Source organism: Burkholderia humptydooensis (assembly GCF_001513745.1).
GTDB classification, from domain to species: Bacteria; Pseudomonadota; Gammaproteobacteria; order Burkholderiales; family Burkholderiaceae; genus Burkholderia; species Burkholderia humptydooensis.
Genome location: NZ_CP013380.1, coordinates 2118296 through 2135958, shown reverse-complemented (window position 1 = coordinate 2135958; position 17663 = coordinate 2118296). Strand labels below are relative to the sequence as shown.

15 protein-coding genes and 3 pseudogenes are annotated in these 17663 nt (G+C 62.5%); 10 read left to right on the top strand and 8 right to left on the bottom strand.

Features of this window, described 5'->3' with window-relative positions:
• Positions 1-3: 3 nt before the first annotated feature.
• The 3 genes and pseudogenes from AQ610_RS38360 to AQ610_RS09675 form a co-directional block, all read right to left on the bottom strand.
• Positions 4-384 (bottom strand): annotated as a pseudogene (locus tag AQ610_RS38360) (lytic transglycosylase domain-containing protein); the annotation flags it as partial.
• A pseudogene (locus AQ610_RS09680) lies at positions 297-1914 on the bottom strand (DUF2345 domain-containing protein). The pseudogenes AQ610_RS09680 and AQ610_RS38360, both read right to left, overlap by 88 nt.
• A 457-nt stretch (positions 1915-2371) precedes the next feature.
• Positions 2372-2581: a hypothetical protein gene (locus tag AQ610_RS09675; RefSeq protein ID WP_006026749.1), complete on the bottom strand. Its 210-nt coding sequence runs from the start codon at positions 2579-2581 to the stop codon at positions 2372-2374.
• A 187-nt stretch (positions 2582-2768) separates the two neighbouring features.
• On the opposite strand from AQ610_RS09675, the gene AQ610_RS09670 reads away from it, so the two are divergent.
• The 10 genes and pseudogenes from AQ610_RS09670 to AQ610_RS33130 form a co-directional block, all read left to right on the top strand.
• A complete protein-coding gene (locus AQ610_RS09670) occupies positions 2769-3395 on the top strand; it encodes a TetR/AcrR family transcriptional regulator (protein WP_006026750.1) in 627 nt (208 codons plus the stop codon).
• A gap of 62 nt (positions 3396-3457) precedes the next feature.
• Complete coding sequence (locus tag AQ610_RS09665; RefSeq protein WP_197417868.1) at positions 3458-5632, top strand: TonB-dependent siderophore receptor; 2175 nt, start codon at positions 3458-3460, stop codon at positions 5630-5632.
• On the top strand, positions 5629-6453 hold the full coding sequence (locus AQ610_RS09660; RefSeq protein ID WP_006026752.1) for an energy transducer TonB: 825 nt from the start codon (positions 5629-5631) through the stop codon (positions 6451-6453). Before AQ610_RS09665 ends, AQ610_RS09660 begins: the two co-directional genes overlap by 4 nt.
• Before the next feature lie 18 nt (positions 6454-6471).
• Positions 6472-7212 carry a MotA/TolQ/ExbB proton channel family protein gene (locus AQ610_RS09655; protein WP_009917247.1) on the top strand — a complete coding sequence of 247 codons (741 nt, stop codon included), beginning with the start codon at positions 6472-6474 and terminating at the stop codon, positions 7210-7212.
• Entirely contained in the window at positions 7212-7622 is a 411-nt protein-coding gene (locus AQ610_RS09650) for an ExbD/TolR family protein (protein WP_006026754.1), read from the top strand. Before AQ610_RS09655 ends, AQ610_RS09650 begins: the two co-directional genes overlap by 1 nt.
• 23 nt (positions 7623-7645) lie before the next feature.
• On the top strand, positions 7646-9541 hold the full coding sequence (locus tag AQ610_RS09645; protein ID WP_006026755.1) for an extracellular solute-binding protein: 1896 nt from the start codon (positions 7646-7648) through the stop codon (positions 9539-9541).
• A 7-nt stretch (positions 9542-9548) separates the two neighbouring features.
• Positions 9549-10598: an ABC transporter permease subunit gene (locus tag AQ610_RS09640; protein ID WP_009917248.1), complete on the top strand. Its 1050-nt coding sequence runs from the start codon at positions 9549-9551 to the stop codon at positions 10596-10598.
• A gap of 14 nt (positions 10599-10612) precedes the next feature.
• Positions 10613-11713 (top strand): ABC transporter permease, encoded by a 1101-nt coding sequence (locus tag AQ610_RS09635; RefSeq protein ID WP_006026757.1) that lies wholly within the window; start codon positions 10613-10615, stop codon positions 11711-11713.
• Complete coding sequence (locus tag AQ610_RS09630) at positions 11710-13290, top strand: ABC transporter ATP-binding protein (protein ID WP_006026758.1); 1581 nt, start codon at positions 11710-11712, stop codon at positions 13288-13290. The genes AQ610_RS09635 and AQ610_RS09630 overlap by 4 nt, the downstream gene beginning before the upstream one ends.
• A 469-nt stretch (positions 13291-13759) precedes the next feature.
• Positions 13760-14054: pseudogene (locus tag AQ610_RS33130) on the top strand (integrase core domain-containing protein); the annotation flags it as partial.
• Here AQ610_RS33130 and sseE read toward each other — a convergent pair.
• The 5 genes from sseE to sseB form a co-directional block, all read right to left on the bottom strand.
• Positions 14027-14446: a type III secretion system effector protein SseE gene (gene sseE / locus AQ610_RS09625; RefSeq protein ID WP_009917250.1), complete on the bottom strand. Its 420-nt coding sequence runs from the start codon at positions 14444-14446 to the stop codon at positions 14027-14029. The pseudogene AQ610_RS33130 and the gene sseE overlap by 28 nt on opposite strands.
• A gap of 12 nt (positions 14447-14458) precedes the next feature.
• Positions 14459-15037 carry a type III secretion system translocon protein SseD gene (sseD, locus tag AQ610_RS09620; protein ID WP_015602295.1) on the bottom strand — a complete coding sequence of 193 codons (579 nt, stop codon included), beginning with the start codon at positions 15035-15037 and terminating at the stop codon, positions 14459-14461.
• A gap of 27 nt (positions 15038-15064) precedes the next feature.
• Positions 15065-16453, bottom strand: coding sequence for a type III secretion system translocon subunit SseC family protein (gene sctE / locus AQ610_RS09615; protein ID WP_231748906.1), 1389 nt, complete (start codon positions 16451-16453; stop codon positions 15065-15067).
• A gap of 103 nt (positions 16454-16556) precedes the next feature.
• Positions 16557-17042, bottom strand: a complete 486-nt coding sequence (locus tag AQ610_RS09610) for a SycD/LcrH family type III secretion system chaperone (protein ID WP_045554901.1) — start codon at positions 17040-17042, stop codon at positions 16557-16559.
• 47 nt (positions 17043-17089) lie between these two features.
• A complete protein-coding gene (gene sseB, locus AQ610_RS09605) occupies positions 17090-17650 on the bottom strand; it encodes a type III secretion system translocon protein SseB (RefSeq protein ID WP_015600588.1) in 561 nt (186 codons plus the stop codon).
• Positions 17651-17663 lie beyond the last annotated feature (13 nt).

Genomic DNA, 17663 nt, shown 5'->3' with positions numbered 1-17663 from the left:
GGCACCCCCGCGTATGTGAGAGTGACCGACATGACCGCCCGAAACACCTTTCGTTTCGGTGTTATAGGCATCATACTCCCCTTCGCCACTCGCGATAATATCCCCGATCTTCCTTATAAGTTCGTCCAACGCGGTGCTGGCACTGACTTTGAAATTCCCAACGATTTCAATCGGATGGAAATGCCACGGGTTCGGTTCCTTCGGGAAACCATCCACCTTTTTTTCAACGACCTGCTCCCACCACTGCAATTTCCCGATCCGCTCGATCTCGGTCTTCCACAGCCACAGCAGTTTCTTCATGAGCGGCGACAACGCTTCCCACTTACCCAGGCCGCCGCCCCACTCGCTCTCACACCGTACCACGAGGTGGGAGAGGGCTTCAGCGGATCGCGAATCGTCCCGCTTGCGCCGCTCGGCTTGTCCCAGCTTCCGCATTTTTCGAGAATCTGCCCAGTCGTCACGTTCTCGATCAAACCGCCCTTGATGCTGATGTACGATCCGCCCGCACCGATCCACACTTCTTTCGCGGCCGTAAAAATCAACCGCCCGTCCGCGCTTTCGATCTTCACATCCTGCAGCGCCACCAGCGACGCCGTGCTACTTTGCGCCTGAATGTCCACCGGCCCCTTCGCCGCGAAAATCTTGATGCCGAGGTTCTGCGCGAACAGGCTGATCTTGTCGAGCACGCTCGCCAGTAGCGACTTGCCGGCCGCAAGGTTGACGTTCTTGCCGGCCACCATGTTCGTATGCTGGTTCGCCGTGACGTGCACCGATTGCTGCGTCGACGCGGCGATGCCCTCGGGGCTCGACAATAGCATCACCGGCTTCGAAAAGCCGTTCGCATTGCCGGTGCCGCCGCCGGCCGTGCGGCCGCCGCTGGTCGAACCTGCGACCGCGCGCTGCGTCGCATCGGTGAACGACTTCAGCGCGGTCTGGCCGTCTTGAAGGCTTTAAGCTCGGTTTGTTTCGCTGGCTTTCGACACAGTGTCGAATACGGCCTCCGCGCTCGCGAGCGGCTCGGTCGCAGCCGTCACGTTCAGCGGCTGCGGTGGCCGGCTGGGTCGAAACATACAGCCCCTGTTCGGCGCGCACGGCGCCGTGTGCGCCGGACTTCAGGTCGAACCCGTTGTCGAGGAACGCTCCGCGCGTGTTGTCGGACTGTTCGATCAGATAGCCCAGATGCAGGTGAGAGCTGTAGCTCGATGAGTACAGGTGGACCCGGTTCTGGCCGCTCGAGTCGTCCATCACGAGCTGGTTGAAACCGTCGCCACCGTATTCGCGAGACCGAAAGCCGGACAGCAGGCCGTGCGTATGCCATACAGGCATCGTCGCGCCCCCATGCAGTCTCGAGATGATCACCGGCCGGTCGCAATCGCCGTTCACGAATCCCAGGAGCACCTGGTCATCCTTGCGCAACGGGAAGTAGTCCCCACGCTTTGCGCCGGCGTCCGGCATGGCCGCGCGGATCCACGACGTCGATTTCGTGTTGTGATCGTTCCGGCTGTTCGATCGCCGTCTGCAGGTGCATCTCCGGCTTTCCTGCCAATCTCGCCGGTCACTGCTCAGTTTGAGGAAGCTCAACCAAGACGCGAAGCGGACCTGAAAATACGAGAGCGATCCATCACTTCCCAGACGCCGAACCTGCTGTACGTAGCCGTGAATCGGCAGATATTCACCGTCTGTCTGGCAAATCCAGAGCGTGACGGGCTGCAGCATCAGTGCGTTGAGCTTGATCTTGTCGCCAACGACCGATGACGCATCGACGACTACCTCGAAATTGCGCCCGAGCCTCGCATGAATCTTGACGTACAGCGGCACCAGCCAGTCGTCGCCGAGCGGCGTGTCGAGTTTGACGATGCGATCGAACTGCGCGTGCCCGCCGCGCAGCGCCTTCAGCAAGACTTCCCCGCTCATGCTGACATCCCATGGTAGGCAATCCCGGCCGTTATTGCTCTCTCAGATCCGCGACTGCGTGATTCAAATAATATGACGTCGCGATTACAAACCATTTCACAATCATTTTACATCATGCACTAATTAAACCGTTGGACGTGAGTCGTGATTTAAATCGCTTCGTCGAAAAAGACAAAATCTAATCATATGGCAATACGTGAATTTGCGCAGGTTGACCAGTCAATGGGAATGCCAGCGATTGTTAAATCGAATTCACGTCTCACCCAATGCCCACGGAGTCGCTTCAATATACTAAACAGTTAAGCGATGGCGCCGCCATCGGAAATGATCACGTTCTTCCGCGCCTTGAATGCGTACGTTGGAATCGGCTCGATCCCATACCTGACCGAAGTGCGCAACGCGCGGCGCATTCCGATATTGCGTCATTTCGTTCGACGCCAAGAGGATGAAGCAGCGCCTAGCGCTTGCTATGCACTTCGCTGCGACTGAGCGAGAAGGATTGCTGGTCGCGCTGGAACTGGACGAAGTATTCGGCGCAGTTCAGCAATTTCAGGCACGACAGCTGCTTGCCCTTCACAGCGATCGCCCACAGCAGCACCCGTTCGGCTTCGCGCCGGTACGCGCGGCGAGTGCCTTCGCTGCGTGCGCCGCGGATCGCGATCCACACGTGCGCCGCCTGCAGGTCGGGAACACCAAAAACAGTACGAATTCGTGAGATTCATATCTAAGTATGTGACGATAACTCGTTGGACTGAACCCCTGGGGGCTCACTAAGATGCCGAACGTACTGTTTCATTCTCGTTCGTATCGACGCGCCATGTTGAGCGTCTTCGCCTCCGGCACACATTAGCCTCATGAACATTGCCACGTCCTCGGTCACGGGCCGCCACCGACGCCCGCAAAGCGAACGCCGCGCCGCGACCCGCCACGCGCTGATCAACGCCACGCTGCGATGCATGAAGGAAATCGGGCTCGCAAAGACATCGATCAACGAGATTTGCAATCAGGCCGGCTTCTCTCGCGGCGCACTTCTACATCATTTCCCGCACAAGAACGACCTTCTGGTTGCGTCGTACATCGAGTGGCTGGAAGGCAAGCTGGCCTCGCTCCAGCAGCGCATTCACGTCACAGCCACTGTACGCGAGGAGGTCGTTGCCTGGCGCACACAGATGCAGGAAACGTTTCCGATGACGCAAGAGTTCTACTGGGCTCTGCACAACGACGACGACCTGCGCGAACGATTCAACGCTGCATTGCTCACGCATTCGATCGGCTCAGACGTGAGCGCGTCCCTGCCGAGCACGTCGATCGACAGCACCGAAACCCCCTTGCTCACGCGCTACGTGATTGCATGCTTCATCCGCGGATTGTGCTTTCAGGAACTGTTCGTGCGCGATCAATCCATCCCGGATCAGGCATTCGATCATTTCGTCGAGATTCTGAGTGCTTTCGTAGAGCGCCTCCCGGCCGCGCGCGAGTGAGATCCTGATCCGGTCGATCAATTCATGCACGGCGTCAAATGATGTACATCGGATTCCTAATTATGAAAGACAGTAATTTAAAGCTGCACATATTGTCCGTACTGTTGTTCGGGACAGGATCGCTCTCGCTTGCGCACGCCGAGACCGACACCGTCTCGCCCAACCTGTCGACGCCCGACACGCAGACACCCGCGACCAAGGGCGCCCGCCAGGATACCGACAAGGTTCGCAGTCTCCCGACCGTGACCGTGAATGGCGCGCGTCAGCGGGCACCGCAAGTCTCGAGCGGCGCACTCGGCACACGCTCGGACCTCGAAACGCCGTTCTCCACGCGTGTCGTCAAGCAACAGGACCTGGAGGACCGCCAGGTCAAAGCACTTGGAAAAGTCTTCGCGGAGGATGCCGCAGTCATGTCGCTCGGCGACACCTATTCGTTCAACGCCTACTCGGTCAACGTGCGTGGCATTGCCCTCGACGACTACAACGGCTACAAGATCAACGGGTTGCCGTTCTACATGACGACGGTGGAATTGCCGGTCGAATCGTTTGAGTCGATTCAGTTGCTCAAGGGATCTTCCGGCTTCATGTACGGCTTCGGCGCCCCGGGCGGCATCGTCAACTTCGTGACGAAGAAGCCGACCGATGTATTCACGTTCAGCGCGGACGTCGGCTACAGTTCGGACAGCGTGTTCAGCGAGCACATCGACACCGGCGGCCGCTTCGGCCCCGGACACATGTTCGGCTATCGTTTCAACATCACGCACGAGCAAGGCGACACCTATAACGGATCGCACGTGCTTCGCAATTCCGAATCGTTGTCGCTCGACGCGCGTCTTGCAAGCGGCCTCACCTGGACGTTCGACGGCATCTACCAATCGCGCAAGGTCAGCGGCGGCATCCAGGATCTCATGCTCGATTCGTATGCGAGCAAGGCTTTGCCTCGTGCGCCGAGCGGCCGCACGAATCTGTCCGCTTACAACGACACGTGGTTCAACTCGAACGTCTATTTCGCGACGACTGGCCTGCACTGGCAGATCAATCCGGACTGGAAAGCCGGCGTCGACTATAGCCACAGCAAGGACGAGCGCAGCTACTCCGGGCAATGGCTCGGGTTGCTCAACGAACAGGGCGACTTCAATACATTCCTGAATCGTGCGCGCGGTTCGTCGATCTACGACCAGGTACAGGCCACGCTCGAGGGCAAATTCTCGACCGGTCCGGTCGATCATCAGATCGTGGTGGGCGCGTCTGAACAATGGCTCAGCAAGAAGACCGTGCCCGCGTCGCTCTACACCGACATCGGCGCCAACAACCTCTACCAACCGATCGTCACGCATACATGGGATGGCACATACGACTACGGCCTCCAATTCGACAACTTCAGTTCGCAGCAAAAATCAGTCTTCGCGAGCGATACGCTAAGCTTCCTGAAGTACTGGTCCGTCCTCGCCGGCATCCGCTACACGAGCTATCACCAGACCTCGCTGACCAAGCCCGGCGCCGCAGCAAAGACGTATACGCTCACGCCCACTACGCCCACGGTCGCGCTGATGTTCCGCCCGCGCAACGACCTGCTATTCTACGCAAGCTATGTCGAGGCGATCGAGGACGGCGGAACGGCCGGTGTGACCTACGCCAACGCAAACGAAGTGCTGTCGCCGCTCAAGAGCAAGCAGTACGAGGTGGGCGTGAAATATGACGGCCGCAAGGTGGGCGCTTCGGCGGCGCTGTTCCGGATACAGCGCGGCGCCGAGTATGGCAATGCGCAAAACGTCTATGTGTCGAACGGTTCCGAGCGCATCGAGGGCCTCGAACTGAACGGCCGTGTCGACCTGCCTGCGGGTTTCCGCATCTCGGCAAGCGCGTCGTGGCTGTCAGGAACCTATACCGACACCGAAGCCGATCTCGTCGGCAAGCGCCTCGAAGGCATTCCGCGCTGGCAGGGCGTGCTGCAGGTCAGCGATCGCATTCCGGGTCTGCCCGGGCTGACCGCTAGCGCCGAAGCACACTATTTCGGCAACATGAAGGCCGATGCGCTCAATCAATATGTGCTGCCGAACTACACGCTCTTCAACGCCGGACTGAGTTACCGCACGACGATTGGCGGGCACGGCGTCACGCTGCGCGCCGAAGTCGACAACATCTTCAATCGTCACTACTGGGGCTTCCTGCAGTCCGACTACATCTTCGTCGGTCAACCACGCACGGTGGCGCTCAACGCGAGGTTCGACCTGTGAGCGCCGCGCACTTTTCCTGGGATGGCGCGGCGCAGGGCGAGCGCCGCCGGGCGACGTATCTTGTGCTCATGATGCCGCGCCGCAAAACGCACGCGCTCGACGAACTTCGCTCGCAAGACCGGCGACGCTCGCCCTGCGCGCACGGCCTGATTGACGCCCCATCCTTTCCTTCGCGCACCGTGCTCGCATGCGCGCTCGGCGTGGCGGCGCTGCATGCCGCATTCGTCTGGACGTGGCTGCATGCGCCGGCACCGGCGAACAAGCCGCCCATTACGCCGCCCATCGCGCTCGAAATGACGGCGCCGCCCACGCCGCTGCCGCAGGCGCCCAAGGCTGCCCCCGTCGCGCCGCCGAAACCGCTGCCGCAGGCGCGCAACCCGCATCCTCCTCGCCCGCGCCCCGTGCCAACGGCAACGCCCATGCCGCTCGCCAACGTGCCGCCGCCCCCGGTCGCAGCACCCTCGCCCGCTGCCGCGGACTCGCCCGTGGCGACGCCGCCGGCAGCGCCGCGCGCAGCCACGTCGCCGCCCACCGAAAAAACGACGCTGCCGGACGGCGATGCCGCCTATCTGCGCAATCCCCCGCCCGCCTACCCGGCAATCGCACAGGACTATGGCTGGCAGGGCAAGGTCATCCTTCACGTGCATGTGCTTGCGAACGGCACGCCCGACTCGATCCAGCTGCGCAGTTCCAGCGGACATCGCGTGCTCGACGACGCCGCAATCGCCGCCGTGCGTCGCTGGAGCTTCGTGCCCGCCAAGCGCGGGACGACACCCGTCGACGGCTGGGTCGACGTCCCTCTGAATTTTCAGCTTGACTGATTCATCAGGAGTTTGAACATGAATTCACTTCCGCTTACGACCATTGTGCAGGGCGCGCTGTGGGCGCTCGGTCTCTTTTCCATCGCCACTTGGACGATCATCATCGTCAAGACCATCCAGCATGTGCGCGCGGCGCGCGCCGACGACCGCGCCAGCGCCGTGCTCGCCGACGCGAATAATCTGCGCGAAATCGCTGCGCGTCCGCTGCAAGCAGGCCCCAAGGCGCGGGTGACGCAAGCCGCGCTCGATGCGCTCGCGGACGCGCATGCATTCGCAGGCGAAACACCGGAAGATCTGTGGAGCCGCCAAGACACGCTCGAGCGCCAGCTCGCGCGGCAGATCGGCCACGAACGCCGACGTCTCGAGCACGCGCTCGCATGGCTCGCATCGGTCGGCAGCGTTGCACCGTTCGTCGGCCTGTTCGGCACCGTGTTCGGCATCATCAATGCCCTCGGCGCGATCTCGCACGCGGCGTCGGCAAGCATCGCCGTCGTGGCCGGCCCGATCGGCGAGGCGCTCGTTGCCACCGGCATCGGCATTGCGGTCGCCGTGCCCGCGGTGCTTGCCTACAACATCTTCGTGCGCCGCGTTAAGGTGGTGGTGGCGCTCCTCGACGACCACGCAGGCGATCTCTATGCGCTCGCGCAGCGCGATCATTTCCGTCTCGCAGGCGACGGTGGGGACGTTGCAGGTACTGCCTCGTCGCGCGCGGAACGCAGCGCGGCGTCGTTCGCCCGTGCGCAGGAGGTCGCAGCATAATGGCCTTCTCTTCTTCCAGCCAGGACGACGACGTCCTCAGCGAAATCAACATTACGCCGCTCGTCGACGTGATGCTCGTCCTGCTCGTCGCCTTCATCGTCACCGCGCCGCTGCTCAACAAGGCGATACACGTCAATCTGCCGAAGACCGAAGCCACAGCCTCCGTCGATCCGAAGAAGCCGCTCGCGGTGAGCGTCGACGCAGCCGGCGCCGTATGGTTCGACAAGCAGCCAGTGCCGCTTGCGCAGGTGGAGAACCAACTCGAAGCGCGCAAGCAGCAGGATGCCGATCTCGCGGTCTCGCTGCAGGCTGACGAAACCGTGCCGTACGGTCCCGTCGCGAAAGTGATGGGTGCGATCCAGCGCGCGGGCATCGCGAAGCTGTCGCTGGTGACGCAACCGGAGCATTGATGACACGCCCCCGTTGCTCGCTTATGCGCCATCCGCGTCGCACTGGGCACCGCGCGGCATGGCGTGTCGCGGCGTGCGTCGCGCTGTGCGTCGCCGCCTCGGCTCAGGCCAGGTTCTCGCCTGCCGCGGCCGCGTCTCCAGCGCCCCGCTGGCAGACCACGCTCTCCGAGTTCGGCGACGCACGGCCCCGTGCCACACTGACGCGCTTTGCCTATGCCGACGCCGCCCCGCCGCGCGAAGGCACGCTCACGCTGGCGAACTACAGCGAAGTCTCGACCTACGACTCGCTGAACCCGTTCCTGCTGCGCGGCAATGCGGCGCCCGATCTGCTCAATCTCGCATTCGAGACGCTGATGCAACGCAGTCTCGATGAAGTCGGCATCCAGTACCCTCTGCTTGCCGACCGCGTATCGCTCGCCCCGGACGGTCTCTCGGCCACGTTTCATCTCGACCCTGCTGCGCGCTTCTCGAACGGCGACCCCGTCACAGCCGACGACGTGCGCTACTCGTTCGATTGCCTGACGAACCCGGCTGCGTCCCCCGTCTACAGCAGCCGCTACGCACTGATCCGCGGCGCCGTCGTGGTCGACGCGCGCACCGTTCGCTTCGAGTTCCGCCGCGCCGATCGTCGCGCTGCGCTCACGGCAGGCGATCTCTACGTGTTTTCGCGCCATTGGGGACGCTCGCCGGGCCGCGCCACACTACGCTTCGATCAGCTCTCCACTGTCGAGCCACTCGCGAGCGGCCCCTACGTGATCGCGTCGCGCGCGAGCAACCGCGAGATCGTCTATCGGCGTAATCCGCGCTATTGGGCTACGAATTTGCCGGTGCGCCGCGGCATGTTCAATTTCTCGACGATACGCTTCCGGCTATACAGCGATCCGTACGTGCCGCTGCAGGCGTTCCGCGCGGGTGAGATCGACGCGCTCTTCGAAGGCAGCGCCGAGCGATGGGTACACAACTACGACGGCCCGGGTTTCACGAACCGCACGCTCTACAAGCGTGAGTTTCCCGAACACGGCATTAGCAGCGCGCAGGGCCTCGTCTTCAATCTTCGCCGTGCGAAGTTCCGGGACGCTCGCGTGCGCGAGGCGATCGGGCTCGCGCTCGATTACGAGTGGATCAATCGCAACATGTTCTACGGGCAATACACGCGCACCCGCAGCTACTTCGACGACAGCGAGTTCGCGGCCACGGGCGCACCCGGCGCGGCCGAGCTGGCGCTGCTCGAGCCGCTGCGCGCCGAGGTGCGGACCGCCGTGTTCGGGCCGCTGCCGCCGCAACCCGACTCGTCTGCCCCCCACGACCTGCGCCGCAATCTCGCAAGGGCCGAAGCCCTGCTCGCGAGCGCGGGCTGGCGGTACCGCGACGGCGTGCTGCGCGACGCGTCCGGCGCACCGCTCGTCGTCGAGTTGCTCGACGACGGCAGCGGGATGGAGCGCATCCTGATGATCGTGGTGCGCAACCTGCGGCTCCTCGGAATCGACGCGCGTCTGCGCATCATGGACCAGGCCGTTATCAACGAACGGCTCAAGCATTTCGACTTCGATATGACTACAGTAGGCTATCGCCCGGCCAGCATCCCGGGCGCGGAACTCGCGCGCCGCTTCGGCAGCGCGGCAGCGCGTACGCCCGGCTCGGAAAACTATGCGGGCGTGGCTTCGCCCGCCGTCGACGCGCTCATCGATGCCGTCCAGCGCGCGCAATCCGAAACCGAACTTGTCGCAGCGACGCGCGCGCTCGATCGCGTCCTGCTCAGTGAACGCGTCATGGTCCCGGAGTGGCATAGCACGCATGCGCGCATTGCATGGAATGCCCGCATCGCACCGCCGTCGAGCGTGCCTCGACAGTACGACGGGGCCGACTGGGTCATCGGCTGGTGGCATCCGCAAGCGGGCTCGCCGCTGCGAAGCAAGTGAGGCAACCATGATTGCGTACATCGGTCGCAGACTTCTGCTCATGGTGCCGACGCTGCTCGGCGTGCTGACCCTCACCTTCATCATCATGCAGTTCGTGCCCGGCGGCCCCGTCGAACAGGTCATGGCGCGCCTTCAGGGAACGTCGCTGCACGGAGAAAGCACAAGCGGCGGTGACGGCTATCACGGCAATGAAGGCGTCGATCCTGTGCAGGTCGCGGCAATCCGCCACGAGTTCGGCTTCGACGTGCCGCCGCTCACGCGTTATGTGCGGATGCTCGGCCGCTACGCGCGGTTCGATCTCGGCCAGTCGTTCTTCCAGCATCGATCGGTGTGGGACCTGATCGTCAGCAAGCTGGCCGTCACGGTCACGCTCGGCGGCGGGGCGCTCGCGCTCACGTACCTGATCTCGGTACCGCTCGGCATCGCGAAAGCGCTGAGACGCGGCACGCCGTTCGATTTGGCGACGAGCCTCGCGCTGCTCGCGGGTTACGCGATTCCGGGCTTCGTGCTCGGCGTGCTGCTGTTGATACTCTTCAGCGGCAACCTGTTCATGCACGTGTTTCCCCTCGGCGGCCTCGCGTCGGACGGCTACGGCCAGCTCGGTTTCGGTGCGCGCATCATGGACCGGCTGTGGCATTTGGTCCTGCCCGTCACGGCGGCGGTCACGGGCAATCTCGCGGTCGTATCGCTACTCACGCGCAACGCGTTCCTCGACGAGCTCGCGCGTCAATATGTGCTGACCGCCCGCGCGAAAGGCGCGTCGCGCCAGCGCGTGGTGTGGAGGCATATGCTGCGCAACGCGCTGATCCCGCTCGCCACCGGCTTTCCGGCCGCGTTCGTCGCAGCGTTCGTGAGCGGCAGCTTGCTCATAGAAACGCTGTTCTCGCTCGACGGCGTCGGCCGCCTCTCATACGACGCCATTATCGGCCGCGACTATCCGGTCGTACTCGGCTCGTTGTTCGTGTTCACCGTGACGAGCCTCGTCGCGAAGCTCTTCGGCGACATCGCCTATGCGTTGATCGATCCACGCATCCATTTCGGCGGCAACGCCCATTGACTCTCTCGTCCATCATGGCAGCCATCACCCCTCTACGCCCGCCTGCACCGCATCTTCCGGCGGCCGATATCGCATCGATCCGGCGCACGGCAAGCTTCTGGCAACGCTTTCGCGTGCACCGGCTCGGCTTTGCCAGCCTCGGCGCATTCGCGGTGCTTTTCGTCGCGAGCCTGTTTGCGGGCTGCATCGCCAACGATCGCCCGCTGGTCGTGAGATACGACGGCCAATGGCTGTTCCCCACGGTGCTCACGTACCCCGATACACGGTTCGGCGGCACCTTGCCGACGGAAGCCGACTATCTCGATCCGTTCATCCGCCAGCAGCTCGCGCGCGACGGCAATTTCGCGCTCTATGCGCCCGATCACTATCGCTACGACACCGTGAACTATCATGCGGCGACACCGTTTCCCGCGCCACCCTCCAGGGAAAACTGGCTCGGCACCGATGCATTCGGCCGCGACGTATTCGCGCGCGTGCTCTATGGCTTTCGCAGTTCGATCCTGTTCGCCCTCGCGCTGACGCTCTCGGGTGCGCTGATCGGCGTGCTGACGGGCGCGCTGCAGGGCTACCACGCGGGACGCGTCGATCTCGTCGGGCAGCGTCTCATCGAGATCTGGAATGCGCTGCCCGACCTCTATCTGCTCATCATCCTCTCGTCGATCTTCGAGCCGAGCCTGCCGCTCCTCCTCGTGCTGCTCGCCGCATTCGGCTGGATCACGCTTTCCGATTACGTGCGCGGCGAGTTCCTGCAGAAGCGTTCGCTCGATTACGTGCGCGCTGCGCGCACGCTCGGCCTCTCCGATCGGCAGATCATGTGGCGGCACATTCTGCCCAACAGCCTTACGCCCATCATCACGTATCTGCCGTTTCGCATGAGCGCCGCCATCGTTGCGCTCACGAGCCTCGACTTCCTCGGCCTTGGCGTTCCGCCGCCCGCGCCGAGCCTCGGCGAACTGCTCGCCGAAGGCAAGAGCCATCTCGACGCGTGGTGGATCTCGGCAACCGCCGTTGCCGCGCTCGTGCTCACCCTGCTTCTGCTCACCTTCATTGGCGACGCGGTGCGCGAATCGCTTTCCGTTCGCCGGCCGGGCGCCTTCGGATCATCACGAACATGAACACTTCCATACTCGCGGTTGAAAAGCTGCACATCCGCTTCGGCGCCCACACAGTCGTCAATGGCCTCGATCTGTCGATCGGGCGGGGCGAACGGGTCGCGCTGGTCGGTGAATCCGGTTCAGGCAAGAGCCTCACCGCGCTCGCGATGCTGGGACTCGCCGACGGCGCCACGATCAGTGGCCGCGTACGCCTGGACGGCAAGGACCTGCTCGGCAATACCGACGCGCAATGGCGTGCCGTGCGCGGGCGCGACATCGCCATGGTTTTCCAGGAGCCGATGAGTGCGCTGAATCCGGTGTGGAGCATCGGTCGCCAGATCGGCGAGAGCCTTCGTCTGCACGCGGGCCTGCGCGGAGCCGCTGCACGTGCCCGCGTCATCGCGTTGCTGCGCCGCACCGGCATTCCACAACCCGAGCGCAAGGTCGATTGCTTTCCGCATCAACTGTCGGGCGGACAGCGCCAGCGGGCAATGATCGCGATGGCGCTCGCGTGCCAGCCGCGCCTGTTGATCGCCGACGAACCCACCACCGCACTTGACGCCACGATTCGCCAGCAAATCGTCGATCTGCTGATCGATCTGCAGGAAGGGGAGTCCGGACTCGCGGTGCTGCTGATCACGCACGACCTGCATCTCGTACGACGCTTCGCACACCGCGTTGCCGTGATGCGCAGCGGCGAAATCGTCGAAAGCGGTGAAACCGACACGCTCTTCGCCACGCAGCGGCATCCGTACACACGGATGTTGTTCGGCAGTGCGCCGAAATGCACGCTCGCACCGCTCGCTGTCGACGCATCTCGCGTGCTGGAAATCAACGGGCTGCGCGCGGGCTATCGCATGCGGGCGCGCGGCTGGCGCGGCGTGTTGCGCAGCGACACGTCGCACGTACTCGACGGAATCGATCTTCATCTTCGCGAGGGAGAAACGCTCGGCGTGCTCGGCGAGTCGGGCTGCGGAAAGTCCACGCTCGCGTCGACCATCGTCGGACTGCTACGGCCGCGTGGCGGCGCCATCGGCTTTGCCCAGCTCGGCCACGCAGACACGCAGTCGCGCATGGCACGCGCGGCACACGTGCAGATGGTGTTTCAGGATCCGTTCGGCTCGCTGCCGCCGCGCATGACGGTCGGCGAGATCATCGGCGAAGGGATGGCGCTGCATCATCCTCGCCTGACGCCAGATGTGCGGCGCGGGCGTGTCGCCGCACTACTCGCCGAAACTGGCCTGCCGACGGATGCCGCGTCGCGCTACCCGCACGAGTTCTCCGGTGGACAGCGGCAGCGAATTGCCATTGCGCGCGCGCTTGCCGTCGGTTCGCGCATTCTCGTGCTCGACGAGCCGACCAGCGCACTCGACGTCTCGGTCCAGCACCAGATACTCGCACTCCTTGTCGATCTACAGCGCCGACACGGGCTCAGCTACGTTCTCATCAGTCACGACATCGACGTGCTGCGCACGACTGCGCATCGAATCGCGGTCATGCAAAATGGGCGCATCGTAGAGAGTGGCGAGACGCTTCAGACATTGCATTCGCCTCGGCATGCGTATACCCGGGGGATCGTGGCAGCCGCGCGCAAGTAGTGCTCCAGTCGACACAGTTGTCGATCCGACGCCTTTTCGCGTTCAGCGATTCTGAACATTACCCGTGCCTTGGCTCCCATCGAGAAACTTCTAAAATGCCTCTTCGTAGAAGGGTCTGGGGGCAATCGGTCATGGACGACGCTACTCTGCAGCTCGGTAGACATGCTCGAGATGCGCGATACCGATAAATTCGCCGCCACTGGGAATTGCCAGCTTGGCCGCGTTGTTGGGGTATCAAAAAAGTAAGCGCTTATGCACTGCAGCGCATGAGCGCTAATCTTGCTGATACCCGTTACGAGATGAGGCTTGGCCGGGATTCGCAAAAAATCCGCCACATCTCGAATTAAGCTGCTGATTTGAAGGCGAAATCGATGGTCGGATCGAGTGGTGGAACGGGGCGTTGCAGATCCAGCAGATAGTCCCCGAGTCGATTGATATGCTCTCGCCGGTACGGTGACAGCACCTTGTCGCGTTCAATATAAACGTTTCAGTAAGCCGCCGTTCCAACGCATGGGCTAACGCTCCGATGGAGAGCTTTTTTCAAGACGCTCAAAATTGAAAGAATCTACCAGACTCATGACAAAACGCATGCCCACGCCAGCGTGAATATCGTCGATTGGCTCGAGGGCTATACAATCAGCAGCGCCCTGCGTACCTCGATCGACTTCCTCACCCCCGTCTACTACGAGGCCGGCTTGATCGCCGCTGTACGTGAAAACGAGGCAGGGTCAGTCGGCTATTGCCTAGATCCCGCGACCGGATAGTGCAGCCACCAGTCGCCGTCGATCTTCCGCCAGTACGCACCCTGCGCTTCGAGTACCGAGGCGAGCCGGCGGCGCAACTCGTTGATCGACGGATTCGACGCGGTCTCGAACAGCATGCCGCGCACGTCCCGCAACGGCACGTTGCCCCGCTCGATTCGATGAATCAGGCGAATGAAGGTGGCCACGGCATCGCTCGCGCCATTCGTTCCTTCGGCCGCGACAAAATCGCAAATTATCAGGCTGTCGCCGTCTAGCCGATAGACCAGCTCCAAGTCGTTCACCCGTACGCGCCAGCCCACCCGAAAGCTGCTTTGTCCGAAATGGGCCGGCTCCGGGCGCATCCCATGCGCGACCAGAAAGTTCGTCACGCCGTCTGCCGTCTGTTCCGTCATCGTTTCGCCCGATCAGAAGCGCACCGCGGAAGCGATCCGGTCGTGCAGCGACACCAGGTCGCGTGTCACATCGCGCATCTGCCGCGATGCATCTGCGGCGCGATCGACAGCCGTTGCCAGCGTCTTGTTGAAGTTCTCGGCCGCCTGGTGCTCGAAATCGCCCTGCAACTGGATCTCCTGTGCTTCGCGAGTCATATTCGCCGACGCGACGCCAGCGATCCCTTGGCCACTTTTCGACAGCCCCTCGGTTGCACTTGTCGCAATCTGGCTGCCGGATAGTGCGCCGAGCGCACTCACCGTACCGCCGACGATCTGCGTCACCGCGGCCGCCATCGACGCGTTGAAGTTGTGCTCGATCGCTTGCCGCTTCGTATCGAGCGCAAGCACCTGCCGATCAAACGCGATTCGCTGCATCGTCTCGCTGAATTGCCGTTCGAGATCGCGCATGTCGCTACCGATCTTCTGCAGCCGCGCGATGATCTCGTTGATCGTCGCAATCGCACCGTTACCCGATCCATACGCATCAAGCGTGTCGATCCCCAACGTGTCCATGCTGACCGGTACTCGACTGGATGACGTGATTTCACTCATGTTGACCTCCTGCTTGATTACGGTTAGTCAGACCATCGATGCGGCGATCTGCGCCTGCACCGTTGCCGTCTGCTTCAATGTCTTGCTGCCGTCCGCAATGATCTCGCCCGATTTCTCAATCAGATCCTTGACTTGCTTGGTCTGCGCCTCTTTCTGCTGCGCATAGAACTCGAAGCACATCTGCAGCCACTGCTGGTCGAGAATCAGTTGATCAATTTCCTTTTGCAGCTTCGCGCGCTCGACAGCGAGCACCCCCGCCGTTACCTGTTGCGCCGCACCGACTGATGCCCGCGTCGCATTCAGCAAAACCGAAGTCGATGCTCTCAGCGCAGCAGACATCACCTCCTTGTTGACCTGCCTGGTGATCGCTTTGGTCAATTCCTTCGCCGACATTTCGATGCCCTCTTCGATCGCCTTGCTGGCCACTTTCTCGACGCTCTTCGCCACCATCTTCTCGATCGCCTCGCGCGAGAAACTCTCGAGCATCCGGTTCACGCCGAGCTGCTGTACGGCCTTCTGCGCGGCATCCTTGCCGGCCTTCTTCGACGCTTCGAGCGCGGCCTTGCCTATGCCCTGCAGGATCTGGTCCGACACCTGCGCGGCCACTTCCTTTCCAACCGCCTGGGCAGTGCTCTTGATCGCATCCTTGCTGCCTGCCTTGATCGCCGATACAAGCGCCTGCTCCGCGCCTTGCTGCAAGACCGCGGTGGTCGCCTTCGGGATCGCCTTGGTCAACAACATGTTGCGCGCCGCACTGGTTATGTCGACCACCGCGCCTGCAATCTCGAACGCAAGCTGGACCTTCGCGGCGACGTCGGCCACCGCGTGGTACTTTTCCGCATTGTTCTTGTCGATCAACGCGAGCGTGTTCATCGTCGCCTTGATCACACCCGCGAATCCGGCCATCAGGTCCATGGCGCCGCCCGCGACCGTTGTCACGTTGCCAGTCAACGCGCCACCGACGATCTTCGCGACGCCCGACACCACTTCGACGGCCGCGACGATCCAGTCGAAGATCACGCCGAAGATGCCTGCCTTCTTCGCCTTCTGCTGCTGCTCGATCGCCTTGTCGATCTGTTCGCGATACTCCTGGACTTCCTGCCGGCGCACCTCATCCTGCTTCGCCGACATGATGCTGAGGGCCTTGGTCTTCAGCTCCGCCGTATTGCCCAGCACCTTGGACGACAGTAGCGTGGTCGCGAGCAGCATCGAATCCATCGACACGTTGCCGAAGTCGCGCAAATCGGCCGCGCCGTGCTTCGCACCCGGCGCGGTCGCGCTGTCGAATTTGTCGATGATCCGCCCGAGCGCCTGCGCGGCGTCCTTCAGCGACACCAGCGCCCGGCAGGCGATGCCGGTCGCGTCGGGCAGCCGGGCGCGCACGTCGTCGACGATCACCGAGACGCCGCCCAGCATCGCCTGGGTCGCGGCGCGCGCTCGCTCGGCCTGTTCGGCCGGCTCGCGTGACGCGATCGGCACGCTGCCTTGTGGCCCAGTCATGCTCAATGAAACAGTCATCTCACCCCTCCTGATCGCACAATGCCAAGTGTTGTTCGATATCCGCCTTAAGCGCACGATGGTCCGGCACCTCGCCGCACCAGTTGCGCGCGGCGTTGAACGCCTTGCGCGCATAGTCGAGATTGCCTGCGACAAGGTAGCTGATTCCCGCATGGTACGAGGAGCGCGGATCGTCGATGTGGATCATCCCCGCGCGGCTCAGGCAGAATATCGCCTCATCGTGCTGGCCAAGACGCTGATAGCAGATCCCCAGCCAGAACCAGTAGTCGAACTTCCAGTGATCGATGCGCGCCAGCATGAAATAGACATTGCGCGCGGCTGCCCAGTCTCCGGCATCGAACAACTGGCCAGCGAATACGAACATCGTGTCCATGTCTTGCTTGTCAACGTCGACAAGCATCCTGATCGAGCCGCCCGACGCGAAGAACTGCTGCAGCACTTCGTGAGCGTCGTCCGGTGCTCCGGCTGCGGATGATGGTGCGGACATGCATTGGTCTCCTGCGGCCGGCGCGATGGTGCCGGCCGCCACGCGTCTTAGCGAATCGCCGAAGCGATGCCCTTGGTCGATTCGGCCAGCATGCTCTGCAGGCTGTTGATCATCTGCACCGCCGTGTTGTAGTTCTGCATCAGTTGCTGCATCTTGAGCTGGCTCTGCTGCACGAAGTCCGACGCACGGCCTGCCACCGATTCGAGTGCCGCCTTCACCGACATCAGGTCCGCCTTGTCGAGCTTGCCACCCTCTTTGTCCGCGAGAAATTCATCGATCGTCTTGTCGTTAACGAGGATGTTATTTTCACGCAGATACTGAATGACACTGTCGTCGAGCGTCGTCTTGTCTTCCGCCTTGATAAGTTTGGCGAGCGACGCCTCCACCTTGTTCGCCATGTCCTGCGCATCGCGCGAGATATTCGACTTCTTCTGCATGTCGTCGAGCTTCGCGCTTGTCTGCCGGCTCAGCAGATCCATGATCACCAGCATCATCGCGATGCTGTCGCCGATCGGATGCGAGTTCTTCACGTTGTGGCCGCCGGCTTCGCTGCCCGACACGGACTGGGACATCTGGAATTGAACTGGGTTATGGGTGATGGTGGTCATACCGTTTCCTCGA